This is a genomic window from Mesorhizobium sp. M1295, assembly GCF_040318135.1.
Taxonomy (GTDB): domain Bacteria; phylum Pseudomonadota; class Alphaproteobacteria; order Rhizobiales; family Rhizobiaceae; genus Mesorhizobium.
Window position 1 is genome coordinate 1 of the sequence record NZ_JAMYLU010000049.1, and the last position, 13,726, is coordinate 13,726.

At 58.1% G+C, this 13,726-nt stretch carries 13 protein-coding genes and 3 pseudogenes; 12 read left to right on the top strand and 4 right to left on the bottom strand.

Annotated elements, in window-relative coordinates:
- Positions 1-38: 38 nt before the first annotated feature.
- The 4 genes from NKH29_RS31830 to NKH29_RS31845 all read left to right on the top strand — a co-directional run bounded on the left by NKH29_RS31830 (position 39) and on the right by NKH29_RS31845 (position 6,123).
- Positions 39-149, top strand: coding sequence for a transposase domain-containing protein (locus NKH29_RS31830; RefSeq protein ID WP_353001361.1), 111 nt, complete (start codon positions 39-41; stop codon positions 147-149).
- Positions 150-1,024: 875 nt separating this feature from the next.
- The gene (ehuB, locus tag NKH29_RS31835) at positions 1,025-1,909 is read left to right on the top strand and encodes an ectoine/hydroxyectoine ABC transporter substrate-binding protein EhuB (RefSeq protein ID WP_353001349.1); all 885 of its coding nucleotides are present in this window, start codon (positions 1,025-1,027) and stop codon (positions 1,907-1,909) included.
- Between the two features lie 96 nt (positions 1,910-2,005).
- A complete protein-coding gene (locus tag NKH29_RS31840) occupies positions 2,006-4,633 on the top strand; it encodes a CehA/McbA family metallohydrolase (RefSeq protein WP_353001350.1) in 2,628 nt (875 codons plus the stop codon).
- Positions 4,634-5,070: 437 nt separating this feature from the next.
- Entirely contained in the window at positions 5,071-6,123 is a 1,053-nt protein-coding gene (locus tag NKH29_RS31845) for a HoxN/HupN/NixA family nickel/cobalt transporter (protein ID WP_353001351.1), read from the top strand.
- Between the two features lie 304 nt (positions 6,124-6,427).
- Here the strand turns inward: NKH29_RS31845 and NKH29_RS31850 are convergent, their stop codons facing one another.
- The 3 genes and pseudogenes from NKH29_RS31850 to NKH29_RS31860 form a co-directional block, all read right to left on the bottom strand.
- Entirely contained in the window at positions 6,428-7,411 is a 984-nt protein-coding gene (locus NKH29_RS31850; protein ID WP_353001352.1) for a tyrosine-type recombinase/integrase, read from the bottom strand.
- The gene (locus NKH29_RS31855) at positions 7,408-8,475 is read right to left on the bottom strand and encodes a tyrosine-type recombinase/integrase (RefSeq protein WP_353001353.1); all 1,068 of its coding nucleotides are present in this window, start codon (positions 8,473-8,475) and stop codon (positions 7,408-7,410) included. Before NKH29_RS31855 ends, NKH29_RS31850 begins: the two co-directional genes overlap by 4 nt.
- Before the next feature lie 80 nt (positions 8,476-8,555).
- Positions 8,556-9,055 (bottom strand): annotated as a pseudogene (locus NKH29_RS31860) (IS256 family transposase); the annotation flags it as partial.
- 269 nt (positions 9,056-9,324) lie between these two features.
- Between NKH29_RS31860 and NKH29_RS31865 the strand changes: the two are divergent.
- The 5 genes and pseudogenes from NKH29_RS31865 to NKH29_RS31885 form a co-directional block, all read left to right on the top strand.
- Positions 9,325-9,539 (top strand): annotated as a pseudogene (locus NKH29_RS31865) (fumarate hydratase C-terminal domain-containing protein); the annotation flags it as partial.
- Positions 9,540-9,856: 317 nt separating this feature from the next.
- Positions 9,857-10,585: a LuxR family transcriptional regulator gene (locus NKH29_RS31870; protein WP_353001354.1), complete on the top strand. Its 729-nt coding sequence runs from the start codon at positions 9,857-9,859 to the stop codon at positions 10,583-10,585.
- 91 nt (positions 10,586-10,676) lie between these two features.
- Positions 10,677-11,303: an acyl-homoserine-lactone synthase gene (locus NKH29_RS31875; RefSeq protein ID WP_353001355.1), complete on the top strand. Its 627-nt coding sequence runs from the start codon at positions 10,677-10,679 to the stop codon at positions 11,301-11,303.
- 34 nt (positions 11,304-11,337) lie between these two features.
- The gene (locus NKH29_RS31880) at positions 11,338-11,595 is read left to right on the top strand and encodes a transcriptional regulator domain-containing protein (RefSeq protein ID WP_353001356.1); all 258 of its coding nucleotides are present in this window, start codon (positions 11,338-11,340) and stop codon (positions 11,593-11,595) included.
- 85 nt (positions 11,596-11,680) lie between these two features.
- Positions 11,681-12,148 (top strand): DUF2285 domain-containing protein, encoded by a 468-nt coding sequence (locus NKH29_RS31885; RefSeq protein WP_353001357.1) that lies wholly within the window; start codon positions 11,681-11,683, stop codon positions 12,146-12,148.
- An 8-nt stretch (positions 12,149-12,156) separates the two neighbouring features.
- Here the strand turns inward: NKH29_RS31885 and NKH29_RS31890 are convergent, their stop codons facing one another.
- On the bottom strand, positions 12,157-12,432 hold the full coding sequence (locus NKH29_RS31890; protein ID WP_353001358.1) for a DNA -binding domain-containing protein: 276 nt from the start codon (positions 12,430-12,432) through the stop codon (positions 12,157-12,159).
- A gap of 116 nt (positions 12,433-12,548) precedes the next feature.
- Between NKH29_RS31890 and NKH29_RS31895 the strand changes: the two genes are divergently transcribed.
- From NKH29_RS31895 to NKH29_RS31905, 3 genes and pseudogenes are all read left to right on the top strand, one after another.
- The gene (locus NKH29_RS31895) at positions 12,549-12,794 is read left to right on the top strand and encodes a helix-turn-helix domain-containing protein (protein WP_353001359.1); all 246 of its coding nucleotides are present in this window, start codon (positions 12,549-12,551) and stop codon (positions 12,792-12,794) included.
- A 176-nt stretch (positions 12,795-12,970) separates the two neighbouring features.
- A pseudogene (locus tag NKH29_RS31900) lies at positions 12,971-13,186 on the top strand (helix-turn-helix domain-containing protein).
- 226 nt (positions 13,187-13,412) lie between these two features.
- Positions 13,413-13,726, top strand: a 314-nt coding sequence (locus NKH29_RS31905) for a helix-turn-helix domain-containing protein (RefSeq protein WP_353001360.1), incomplete at its 3' end; no start/stop codon positions are given.

A 13,726-nucleotide genomic window follows, 5' to 3' on the forward strand; every position in this document is an offset into this window, starting at 1 on the left:
AGATCGGGGCCGAAAACTGGGCGCTGCTCTCATCCGTCGTGGCCACCTGCAGGCTCAACGACGTCAATCCCGTTGCCTACCTCGCAGAAACCCTCGAGGCCATCATCAACGGCCATCCACAGAGCCAGATCGAGGAACTCATGCCCTAGCTATTCCGGAAAACATCAAGCCCAAACCCATAGGTGATCGGCGAGGCGCTTACGAGGAAACGTCTTCAGATCACTAACTAGACGGGGCGTGTGACTTCGCTGACGAAACTCGCAGCCTGCGAGGCGAGAACACGATCGGTCGCGCGATTTCGTAAGGCCGCCCGAACCGTTTCATCGGGCAACGTCAGTTCAGACAGTCGTCCGTGCCTCGTCCCTGCCGCCCATTGCGGTGTCCATGTAGCCCGTGCCGACCGCATGTGACCCGGATCGAAAAGGAGGCGAGCGAGCTTAGGCAGAGTGCCCTGCGCAGTAGTCAACGCAGTCCTTGCCCGTCCGCTTAAAACTACCTTAATTGCGTGCCCATCTGTGGCGTCGAGCTTCTCGCCGAAGCGATAAAACCTTTTCCCCTGTTAGGGAGCGCGCGATTTCCCGGGTAAGCTCGGATCAATATCGGTGACGACCATCCTAGCCGAATTGGCCAGTCCTCGCATTGGCTGTGCCAAGTCCGCATCCGGCGCCGGTAACAACGACGAGGCGATCAATGAGCGTCTTGTTCTTCTCCTTGTCAGAATTGATCCATGCAGCCTATCCTAGCATGTCGTTGGAGAGTCTGCGTCTACGGCGCAAATAAGCCGGTTTGCTGCGTCCATCCATATCTGATTTGTGCAAGACCGCCAATTTGCGCTGCTACAACTAAGGGGCAGGCTGAGGTGCCTTGCGTTGAGGATAAAATGTATAGAAATGCCAAGAGACGGTAGGTGCGACCTTCGAGTCGCAAGAATCGGGAACCGCCGCGGCACTCCCATCCAGATGTACGTCGCCTCCCGATGGATCCGGCGGGGATGCCGGCAAAACAACAACGGAGGAACTATTCGATGGCCAAGTGGCAACAACTAAAGAGAAAGTGCGATTACCTATTGGGCCTAATTTTGAACGGAATTGGCGCACTCGGTATCGCGGCGGCGGTAATCGCATCGTTTGCCGTTTCGGCATCGGCGCAGTCACTGCTGGAGAAGATCAAGAATGGAGAGACGATCCGGTTAGGTTTTGCCAGCGAACCTCCTTATGCCTACCCAGGGGATAACAACGAGCCCCTCGGCTTCGTCAACGCCATAACGCTTGACATCCTCAAGAAGCTCGGACCCGCAAAGGTCGAGCCGGTTGTGACCGAATGGGGATCGCTTATTCCCGGCCTGCAGGCCGGTCGCTTCGACATGATCACGGGCGGCATGTTTATTTTGCCGGATCGATGCCGCAATGTGCTTTTTACGCAACCTATCGGCAGGCTAGGCGACGCCATGATCGTGCGGAAGGGCAATCCCGATAAGGTTCACTCCTTCCAGGACCTTCGGGACAAGGGCCTAACGATGGTGACCGGCTCGGGCTATATCTCGGTAAAATGGGCGACCGAAGCCGGCATCGCCGACGATAAGGTCATGCAGGTCGCGGGTGTTGCCGAGATCGTGCAAGCTGTGAAGGCTGGCCGCGCCGCTGCCGGCTCTGCCGACTATTTCGCCGCGAAGGGATTCGTTGATAAGGATGATAGTCTTGAGTTGGCCAATCCATATACCCAGTGGGCCAAGCCCGGTTACCCGGCAATTGCCTTCCTCCCCAACGAACAAGCAACCGTCGACGCTTTCAACGCGGTGTTGAAAGACTATTTGGGGTCCGATGAGATGATGAAATCTGTCGGTAAATATGGCTTAACAAAAGAAAATTTGCCTGAAAGCGCTACAACCGCTGAACTCTGCAAGGGCTGAACCCAATGGCGTTTGCACTCGTTTGAACCTGCGCGAGCGCAAACGCCTGCTTCGGAAGCGGCAGCAAAGGGTCCAGACCCGATCGGAATCGGACGAATGAAAACGCCGCCATCTCCACACTTCACTCCTCTAGATTTAAAGACTTCTTTCAACGCTACACGTCACAGGATAGGTGGCGGGCTGGCCGTGCTCACGGGCGATGATTGGAGCGTCAAACTTCAGGGGCTTCAGTCGTGCAGAGGCATACCGTTTCTGTTCGGCGATCAATCGGAGCGTGATGTGCTCCTTCTGCGCCCTGGAGGAGATGCAGTCACAGTTCTGTTACCATCGAAGGTTGTGACTTATTTGATCTTCGTTCAGGCAGTCGCTGATCGGCCGCAAAACATTCGTGGCTTTGGGGATATTGGACCAGCAACGCTTGGAATTGATGGCAATGATCTCGGCCAGCTGGTTTCGACTTACTCCCTGCAGTATGCGGATGGCGGTGAAGTCCACTTACCCCTATTGCGCCGTTTCGGAATTCAACAGAGGCACATATCGTGGGGCGCTAGCCCATTTGCTGCGGTACCAGCAAGAGCGCCAAGCGTACATGCGACCCACTCCGACGACATCGCCTTAGACCGAGTGCCCAGCTTCGATTTCGGCAGCGCAGAACAGCGAAATTCGTCTGGACGTCTCACCGATGACGAGAACCTTTGGCTTTACGCCCTGCCGAACCCGCACCCCGAGAGAGAGATCGCATCCCTTCGGCTACGCGCAGAGAACGAAGAGTCGCTGATATACGCCATTAGCACAACTGAGCTGGAAGAGCACCCGCTGCGGCTTCAAGGGCGCCGCAAGCTAAGGATGGGTTTGCCAGATGGCGTAAACGTCAATGCACTTGGAGAACTCGACGTCGATGATCGCGGTGATCAAATCGGTATCGATCTTGGAACAGTCATTTCTGCGCGCGCCGTGCTAGACTACGCAGGCCAAAATTGGCTGAGTGATCTCCCTGACGTCCAGCCAGTGCGATCGGGCGGCGAAGTGATCGTCGAATATTCGGCTCACCCAGATGCACGACTTTATCTTCGGCGCGGCGATGGCAGCCTGCTAGTGCGGGAGCTTCGTTCCCTTGAGACGGTTCACTCCGTTACAAACCAAGTGCTACATGCAGTAGCCATCGAGGCTGCTACAAGAGCTGTGAAATTTCAAATAATTGAGAAGGGCACAGGCCGGCGCGTTGGCGCACGCTTGCATGTCCATGGGCCACACGGAGAATATCTTCCGCCCAAAGGGCACCACCGAAAGGTCAATACTGGGTGGTTCGAAGACCTCTTCGGCGAGTTTGTCAATGGCCTCAATCAGTATGCCTATGTGGATGGGACTTGCACCGTTGACCTTCCGATAGGTGCCATATTCGTCGAAATTACGAAGGGTTTCGAGATGCGCCCGCTCCGGCGCATTGTCGAGATCGATCAAGATACGGAGACCTTGACATTCGAATTGGAGAAAGTGCTGCATTGGCGTGAACAAGGTTGGGTCTGTTCGGACACGCATGTTCATGTTCTGAGCCCCCAGACAGCTCTTCTCGAAGGGCAGGCGGAGGGAGTGAACGTCGTCAACCTTCTCGCGTCCCAGTGGGGCGAAATGTTCACCAATGTAGGCGACTTCGACGGCCGAACGACCTTGGGTGCGAAGGACTTCGGTGGCGACGGGGAGTTCTTGGTTCGGGTTGGTACCGAAAACCGGCAGCACGTGCTGGGTCATATATCGCTGCTTGGATATGAAGGCGAAATGATCGATCCGTTATGCACCGCTGGGCCCCACGAGGCAGCGATCGGCGATCCATTGGAGAGCACGATGGCTGGCTGGGCAGAACGTTGCCGGCAACAGGGCGGTCTCGTCGTAATGCCGCACGCACCCAGTCCTCAGGCCGAGCGTGCGGCAGACATCGTGCTTGGTCTGGTCGACGCTATCGAGATGATGACCTTCAATCCGCGCGATGCCCAGATCAGCGCCTTCGGGCTTGCTGATTGGTATCGGTATCTCAATATTGGTTACCATTTGCCGTTGGTCGCGGGTTCCGACAAAATGAATGCTGCCTCGCTCCTTGGCGGGATCCGGACATACGCCTATCTGGGGGATCGCGCTTTCACGTTTCAGAATTGGATGGACGCTGTGCGCGGTGGCGACACATTCATCACAGTGGGGCCTCTCGTCAGAATGGCTGTGGAAGGGCGGCGTCCGGGAACCAAGCTCCGACTTCCTCGCAGTGGTGGTAGGGTTGCGATCGATTGGAAGATTGAATCGGTCAGCGTCCCTCCAAAGCGTATCGAACTTCTCCGCAATGGAACTGTCGTCGATGAATTCCGTTCAGACAAACTCTCGTGCCAAGGGCACAGCTCGTTGCAAATCACGGAATCTTGCTGGCTTGCTGTTCGTGTTCGGGGCAGTGTGGCGGGGCGTGATGCCGACATAGCTGCGCACACCAGCGCCGTCCTAGTGGAGGTTGGAGATAGCCCAATCTTTGCAACTAGCGACGCTGTGGCAGTGCTTGCACAGATCGAGGGGTCGATCGCGTATCTGGATACCTTGGCTCCGATCAGCGACGAAGCGCGGCATGCTCGTATGAGAGCGGCCTTGGAACTGGCTCATCATCGGCTGCACCATCGACTTCACCAACTCGGCGCTAGCCACGAGCACACGCCGGTGCACTCTGTACGCACACAACGCGAGCATTGAATTGCCGGTCCGACCTGCGGGTTACGATCTTGTTGCGCTCGACGCGGGAGGCATTGGGTGCACAGGTTGTTGGCTGCTCTCTCAAACGAACCGTAAACGATATCTGAAGGAATACTTGCATGACGACGAATGTCAAGAAACCGTATGCGGTGTTCTGGGACACCTTTCGCGGACGAGCGTGACGGACGAACGTTCGAAGTCCTCATCGTGCTTGGCCGTGCCGACGTCGCGCATTCCTGGGCGCGCCTTTTCTGTGCCGCTCTTCAGGGCTTCGCGATTCGAGTTTGTCCTCGGCGAAGGCCAATCGCATTAGGCGATAGTTTTCTTTGATTCCCTAACAACCGCCTGTCCATTTTCAAGTACAGTCTAAATTTTCACATGTTGATCGGCTTTAACTGACCGGTCTAGCTTCGCTGACGGGAAAGGGGACCGAGGTTTTGTCTGTATCCGACCGCCAAGATAAGTTGCTGGCCTCGCGACCCATTCGCGCTCGGCTTTTACTGGTTTACGTCTTCCTGATCGCGGCGAACATCGCAGCTTGGGGCGCCGCCTATCTACTATTTCGAGACGACCCCGTAATGATGGGGACAGCCTCTCTGGCCTACGTGTTTGGCCTCCGCCACGCTTTTGATGCCGACCACGTTGCAGCTATCGACAACGTCGTGCGCAAACTGATGCAGGAAGGAAGGAAGCCACTCGGTGCAGGCTTCTTTTTCTCGCTTGGTCACTCCACGATCGTTGTCATCGGCTCCGCTCTGATCGCCGCTAGCGCCGCCGCCGTACAGGGTGAGCTCGCCCAGTTCCATGAACTGGGCGGCGTCATTGGCACGCTGGTCTCGGCATTCTTTCTGCTCGCGATCGGCGTCGCGAACCTGATCATCCTCAAAGGCGTGTGGGCCGCTTTCAGCCGAGCTAAGCGGGGGGAGAGGGTGAGCGACGAAGAGCTCGACACGATGCTCGCCAACAGAGGGTTTCTGGCTCGCATCTTCCGCCCGGTGTTCCGTGTTGTGACCAAGTCATGGCACATGTATCCAGTGGGCTTCCTTTTTGGCCTTGGTTTCGACACGGCGACGGAGATAGGCCTGTTAGGAATTTCCGCCACCCAAGCCGCGCAGGGCATGAGTTTCTGGACCATCATGATTTTCCCCGCCCTGTTCACGGCAGGCATGGCGTTTATGGATACAACCCATAGTGTTGCGATGGTGGGTGCCTACGGCTGGGCGTTCATCAATCCGATCCGCAAGCTCTGGTACAACCTCACCATCACGGCGGCCTCCGTGGTCGTCGCAATCTTCATCGGTGGCGTCGAGGCTCTTGGGGTAGTCAGCGACAAGCTTGGACTTGCCGGCGGGTTTTGGGATTTCATCGGCGAGATCAACGACAACTTGACCAACCTCGGATATGCGGTGGTCGGAATCTTCATGCTGGGCTGGGTCGTCTCGACTGTCATTTACAAGCTCAATCGGTACGACAATTTGGCTCGAACCTAAGCTGTTCCTTCGAGTTAGTGAATGGCCGCGTGCTGATTCGTTGAGCGGTGTTCTCAGGGCACGGCCTCAAGCTACGGAGACAGGATGTAGGCCTATGGCAGAAACTAGTCCTGTTGGCGTGGCCGTTGACGATTCTGAAGAGCATGTCAGCGAGATTGCCGAGCGGCTCGACACCGTTCATCTTGGCGCTTTATGCCGACCGCCAAACTATGCCGAGCGCCTCTTCCGATCATGGCGGTATGAAGCGCTTTGCCCGCCATTTCGACCGAGAACCGGTCGTTGACACTCGGCATAGTTCTCATGCTCAAAGGGCGTTCAGGAATTCAAGAAGTCGGTCATTTGGCCGAAATCGTTTGGCCTTTGCGCGTTCGTATGGCTTCAGCTTGTCAAGTGCGGATTCCTTCAGCTCAAGATGTGCGTGAAGATAGGTCAGCGTCGTTTCCATCGCCTCATGGCCCAGCCATAGGGCGATGACCGAACAATCGACGCCGGCCTGCAGCAGCTCCATGGCAGCGCTGTGCCTCAAAACATGAGGCGACACCCGCTTCGAGCGGAGGATGACGCAGTGTTCGCGAGCCTTGGCGACATGTTTGTTCAGCAGCGCCTGCACGCCGTCGGCGCTCAGCCTGCCGCCGTGCATTGCGCCCCGTTTCCTGGGCTCGTTGAGCCAGCCCCGAAGGGCTTGCTGTGCAACCTTGGTGAGCGGCGTACTTCGCTCCTTGCGGCCCTTGCCAACGCATCGCACGTGGGCACCGTGCCCCAGCATCACCGAGTCCCGGTCGAGATCGATGATCTCCGAGACCCGCAACCCCGTTTGCGCGGCCAGCAACAGCAGAGTGTGATCACGCCGTCCCAGCCATGTGCTGCGATCCGGACAGGCCAGGATCGCTTCAATCTCGGGCCTGGTGAGAAACTGAAGCTGTCGCTTGTCGCATCGCTTGCTCGGGATCGCGAGCACGCGTTGAATCTGGGCGCTATGGGCCGGCTCCTCGAACGACGCATATCTGAAGAAAGACCGAATGGCCGTGAGGCGGAGGTTCCGGGTCCTCACTGAGGCGGATCGCAATGTCTCGAGGTCCTCCAGGAATGCGCCGATGAAAGGCGCGTCCAAATCCCGCAGTGTCAACTGCGACGGAGACTTGCCAAGGCGTGTCTGCGCGAATGCAAACAGGAGCCGGAAGGTGTCGCGATAGGAGGCGATGGTGTTGGAGCTTACGCCTCGATGTCGCATGTGCCGATCGGTGAACCACCGCTCGATCAGCACGGCCAGATCGTTCGAGGCACTCATGAGCGAACCTCCCACCGCTCATCCAACAGTCGCGCGGCATGGGTCATTAGCTCCGGCGCGGCGGATAGATACCAGTAGGTGTCGCGAACATTGGCGTGGCCGAGAAAGGTCGAGAGGACCGGCAGTTCCCGCTCGACATCTTCGCCCGCACGATACCAGTTGGTCAGGGCCTGGACGGCGAAACGGTGACGAAGATCGTGAATCCGCGGACCATTGCGCTGCCCCCGCTGCCGCAGACCGATCTGTCGCGACAGCTGCCAGAACACCCGGTGCACGTATTGGTGCAGCAATCTGCCGCCCTGCTCGGCGACAAAGAAATAGGGGCTACGAGGCGCGACGAGATGCGCGTCGCGTCGCCCGGCATAGTGCGACAGCACGGCGACCGTCGTGGCATGGAGCGGGACCAGCCGCGACTTGCCGAACTTCGTCTCCCGAATGGTGAGGATACCTTGGTCGAGATCGACGTCGTCCCGGCGCAGATCGAGCGCTTCGGAATGGCGTAGCCCGGCCACCGCCGCTATCACTGCACCGACGTCGTGGCGTAGTGGCATCATCGCTTGCCGCCGTCCCTTGCCATGGACGAGGACACTGCCCGACCGCCAATCGATATCGTCAAGACTGAGCGCCGCAACCTCGCTGGCGCGCAAGCCCAGCTTGGCCAGCGCCATCAGAACCGCATAGTCGCGAAGCCCCATTGCCGTGGTCCGATCGCAGGCATCGAGAACCAACTGAACCTTCTGTGGTGGCAGGAAGGTTGGCAGGCCAGCAAGCCGCCAGCGACGGATCGACGGCACACAATCGGCCAAGGCTACCGAAATGAAGCCCTTCAGATGCAAATAGCGCAGGAAGGTGCGCACCACCCCGCACATCGCTTTGCCGCTGTCGGCGGAGCCATCGAGAGCATGTCGCTCGACATAGCCGATGACGATCTCCGGGGTGAGCGCTGCAAACCCATCTGCGCCAGCCGGACAGACCTCCTGCAGAAATCGGTGTGAGAGCAGCTTGTGACTTTCCACCGTCGAGGCGGCGAGCCCTCTGTCATTCGTGAGGTAAGCCGCGAACACATCAAGAATCCGCTCATGCTCCGTACGCTCAACTGGAGGGGCGGCTGGTATCAAGCCTTCTTGCCGTAACGCGGCAAGCGGCCGTCGACCACGGCGATCACGATGTCGCCAACGCCGCGGTTCTTCAGCTCGTTCATGACGCGCAGCCAGAACTTGGCGCCCTCGGTCTGCTCGATCCAGATGCCGAGGATCTCCTTGGTGCCGTCGGGCAGGATGCCGAGCGCGATGTAGACGGCCTTGTTGCGCACGAAGCCCTCGTCCCTGATGTTGACCCGGATCGCGTCGAAGAAGACGAGCGAATAGACCGCATTGAGCGGCCGGTTCTGCCATTCGGCCACTTCCTCCACGACGGCATCGGTCACGGCCGAGATCAGGTCCGGCGACACGTCGATGCCGTAGAGCTCCTTCGAGATGGCCGCGAATCTCGCGCACACTCATGCCGCGCGCGTACATGGAGATGATCTTCTCGTCGAAATCGGGAAAACGCCTCTGATTTGGCGATCAGCTTCGGGTCGAAGGTGCCGGCCCGGTCGCGCGGGATCGACAACGTCATCTTCGACGTGCCGGTCAGGACTGACTTCACGTCATCCGCATCTATCGTGGCGTGCTGCAGTCGGCGATTATGTGCCTATCCACCGTGAAAAACGTGGATTTTCTGCGCTACTAGCAATAAATTCGCGCAAGGCGGCCCAGTGACGCTGGTACACTCAGAAGTAAGCGGTCCGCACCGCGCACCGTATAAACCGGCCTAACACGACCAGTTTTGCTGAGAAATGAATGATCACTGAACACCGCACATCGGTTGGTGGTATGGCGAGCTCATATTGTGAGGACGGAGCCGGTGAGCCGACTGAAAAGATACTCGCCGAGACTGGCCTATTTGCGATGGTCGGCAAAGCAGAGCGGGCCCGCTGGCCATCGAGTCGATCGTTAAACACAAAACGCCCTATCTCATCGCTGTGGGCGCCGCTGCGTACCTGGTTTCAACATCGATCAAGGCGGCGCGGCTCGTTGCCTTTGAAGACCTGGGGACGGAAGCCATCTATGAATCTCAGGTGCAGGACACAGACCGCAATCTTCCGTGAGGTTGAGCTCCTCCATGGAGACAGTCTCAACAGCGCGCAAACAGACACCCCGACCGTAAGGAAGTGCAAACCCAAGGATGACAACTGTCGCCTGCTAAGAGATGGCGCTGGAATGAGGTCTCGGTGTCGATAAGAGCGCCGTCGAAGCACATATCGCCCTCCCAAGGCGCACCGGCCCGGCACGGAGCTCAGTCTCCTGCCGGGCCTTCTTCCCTCCATGGCTGCGCTTTGGTCGACCCGTCTGGGCTCCGATATGTGGGGCCAGAAGCCGTGGGCGAACTCACTGCAGTTTAGCTATGCAAGACGTTTTTCATAGATTTGTAGAGCAAATCGCAGACAGCGCTGACGCGACGGACCTGCGCAACGCTCTGGGCGAGATTGCCTCTTCGCTCGATTTGCCGTCTTTTGCTTATCTTTTCCCTTCGCCTGGCAAGGGCCGCAAGGTGCGCCTGATTTCAACCTATCCTCAATCCTGGACATCTCACTACCTTCACAGTCGGTATGAAAAGATTGACCCGGTTATCCATCAGGCGCGTGGGGGTCAGGAACCATTCAACTGGGATGCGCACGGTGCTGATCTCGAACTGTCGACGCAGCAGCGACAATTGATGGATGAGGCGACGCAATTTGGCATTCGCCGCGGCTTTACGATCCCGATCCATGGCAGCACCGGTACGTTTGCAGCACTGACCTTCGCCTCGGATGAAAGGCGACCACTGTTCTTCCGCCTGATTGACCGATATGACCGCGTGCTGCAGCTCATCGCGGTCTTCTTCCATCTTCATGCCTGTCGCAAGTTGGCCGACGGCAGGATCGTGGATGGCGTTGCCCTATCGCGAAGGGAAATCGAGTGTCTGAAGTGGGCGGCTCGCGGAAAGACGGCGTGGGAGATCGGCCGCATCTTGGGAATCAGTCGGCACACCGCAGCCTATCATCGGGATAACGCCAGGATGAAGCTTGGCGTGAAGACGGTTATTCAGGCAGCCGTTCGGCTTGCACTATCCAGGCCATCTCTCTTCACCTGATCCCCGAAACCTGGGCACATGCACAGGTTGTATCAACTCCGGCCTTTGCCTTCAATCGCAGGTGCTATCCATGCGAGGGAGAAAGGCCATCATGATGCAGTTGATCACGCCGGATTGCTACGCTGAGTTCAGCGACGAGCTCGAGCAGATGCACCGCTTGCGGTATCGCATCTTCAGGGATCGACTTGATTGGGACGTTTCGTTCAGCGGCGGCTATGAGGTCGATCCGTTCGACGCGCTTCGTCCCCACTACCTGTTGCTGCGTGCGCCCACCGGGCGCATCGACGGTTGCGTGCGCCTGTTGCCGACCACCGGACCGACGATGCTGCGCGACAGCTTCTGCGCTCTCCTTGCAGACCGTTCGGCGCCGGAAGATCCGCGGGTTTGGGAAAGCAGCCGTTTTGCGCTTGATCTGCCGCCTTCCGCACCGAAACAGGCGGGCATCGCTGTTGGCACCTACGAGCTGTTTGCCGGGATGGTCGAGTTTGGGTTGTCACGTGGTCTGCGCAGCATCGTTACCGTAACGGATCTGCGCATAGAGCGGATCTTGCGTCGCGCCGGCTGGCCACTCGAACGGCTGTCCGATCCGCAAACAATAGGCAACACGCGCGCCGTTGCCGGATATCTCGACGTCTCAACAGAGAGCTTGGAAGCCCTCCATCGCAATGGCGGACTCAAGGGCCCGGTACTGTGGACACCGGTCATGAAGATCGCCTGAGCCTGGAATCCAACCCTTTCCTGGAAACGATGCAATGGACGAAATAATACCTGGCCCTGCCTGGCCGGACAGGCAAGATGATGGTGACTATGGCTATGTCGAGCGGCTGACCAGCCGAGGCTGGGCCTGGGAATTCCTCAGGCGCAATCCGGACTTCCAGAAGGATCTGGCGAACGCGTTGCGCCGCGCCGAACGTACGAACGCCGGGTCCGTGGACATTATCTGCCTGCCGTCGAACAGTGTCGATCTTTCGCGGTGGGGCCTTCTGTTTTGCAAGCTCGAAAGGAACTGATGCGAGCGTGTTCTGGTGCCCCCGCCAATGTCCGCATGTTTTGCCGGTTGCTGCCGAAAGAGCGGCGCGGCCGCGCGGGTTCAACGTGCTCGATCTCGCCGCGCATCCCTGCCGCATCTCCATACTCGTCACGCGGGATGGGCATCAGCACGTCCTTGTCGAGGACAATGGCAGGAGCTTCCAGTTGGCTGCTTCAGGCGTCAGCATCCTCGAACCTGTGCGATTGACATCCTCCGTCCTCTGGTCGCCAGAGGAACTGAAGCAACGCCTGAACGCGCAGGAATGTCTGAACAGCCTCCGTTCGACCGGCAGGCTGCAACCAAGATTCTTTCCGACCGAGCCCCGTTGCTCGCGGTTGCGCCGAGTGTTGCGTGCGCTCGACGGCTCCATCGCTGGCGCAGCACATCGCGAAATCGGCCTTGCTCTCTTCGGCAGAGCCCGCGTCGAGCAGGACTGGGCCGATCCCGGTGACCATCTTCGCGACAGCGTCCGCCGTGCAGTCAGACGCGGGCGCTCGCTTATGAACGGTGGTTATAAGCGTTTTCTTCTATAACGTCACCGTCAGACCTTTTGGCCAGAGAACAGCTCTTTGTACCCCGCCACCACCAGCCAGTGCGCTCGCGCGAGATGGCTGCGAACCGCCTTTCGGGCGCGAGCTGGCTCCTGAGCTGGATCGATGCCCAATATCGCCTGCGCCATCTCTTCTTCGCCGGCATTGTCGGCGCACGCGTCTATGAGTCTCAGATAGATCCTGAAGTGCTCATTGTCATAAGCGGTCAGGCTCTCCGCCCAGGGGACCTCGTCGGCAACAGCAGGTTGGAGCAATCTGTCTTCCATCTCATATCTCGCTATGAATTATCCCGCGTCCGCCTTTGACTGGACAATATCCTAAAATGGGATAATCCGAAACTGGGATTAGTCGGTGAGCCAGTTCTTCCTGGCCGGTTCGTCTGATGCCGAAATCCCTTCGATCACCTCGCCAGCGCTGGCTGCTGAAAAGGTTGATTGCGGCGCGCAAAAATAACGGATTCACCCAGAGCCAGATTGCTGAAATGCTAAGCCGCCCGCAGTCGTTCGTCGCCAAGTATGAGGGTGGTGAACGTGGGCTGGACGTAATTGAGTTTCTCGACGTAACCGAGGCTCTCAAGATCGATCCTTGCGAGCTTCTGGCACAAATGCGTGGCTTTCGTGACCTATAGGTGGCATCGCACTTTGTTTGCGGGTCAAACTTCACGATTTACATCCTTGAGTTCACGGATCAGCGGGATTTGCCCTCGCTAAAGTGATGCCGTGCAGCCGCTCCCCTTTGTTGCCTCTGATTTTTGTAGAGAATCCTCCGTGGTGAAATCCTCGACAAGAGGGTGGCTTCTCGTGCATGGAAATCCGAGAGGTCTTTGCCCGCAATCTGCATAGGCATCGCCAAAAAAGAAAATTGTCGTAAGAAGCGCTGGCCCATGAGGCTGGTGTCGACCGAACATATGTCAGCGCACTTGAGCGCTCGGTCTATGCCGCCAGCATTGATACGGTGGCAAAATTCGCCAGAGTGCTCGGAATCGAGCCGGCCGATTTACTCGACCCTCATTCTGAATAAATCTGGAAGCAGCGACGAAACCGCGGTTGATGAGTTGATGAGACTCGACCAGAAGGTTTTCCAAGCATTTCATGCTGCTGACAGGAGCACCCGCGCGCCTGACGACGCGCACCAGGTGCTCGTGAACCGAGCCCGCTTTTCTTCGGCAAGTGCGCGGCCTGAGACATAGGTGACGTTTTGTACCGGACACATGGGTAACACTTTTGGCTTTTGGCCGGAGGTGTTGATGCCGTGGAGAGAGTGTTCGGTGATGGAGGAACGTCTACGTTTCGTTGCCCGCCTTCTCGAGGGAGAAGGCATGAGCGATGTGTGCCGGGATTTCGGGATTTCGCGCAAGACTGGCTACAAGATCTTCAACCGCTATAGGGAGGAAGGGCTGGAGGCGCTTTGCGACCGCTCGCGGCGGCCGGTGAGGTACGCCAACCAGTTGCCCGAGCAGATCGAGCGGCTGATCGTCGAGACCAAGCGCGAGAAGCCGCATTGGGGCGCTCGCAAGATCAGGGAGTTGCTGGTCAGGAAGCTCGCCGGTGATGTACGTAT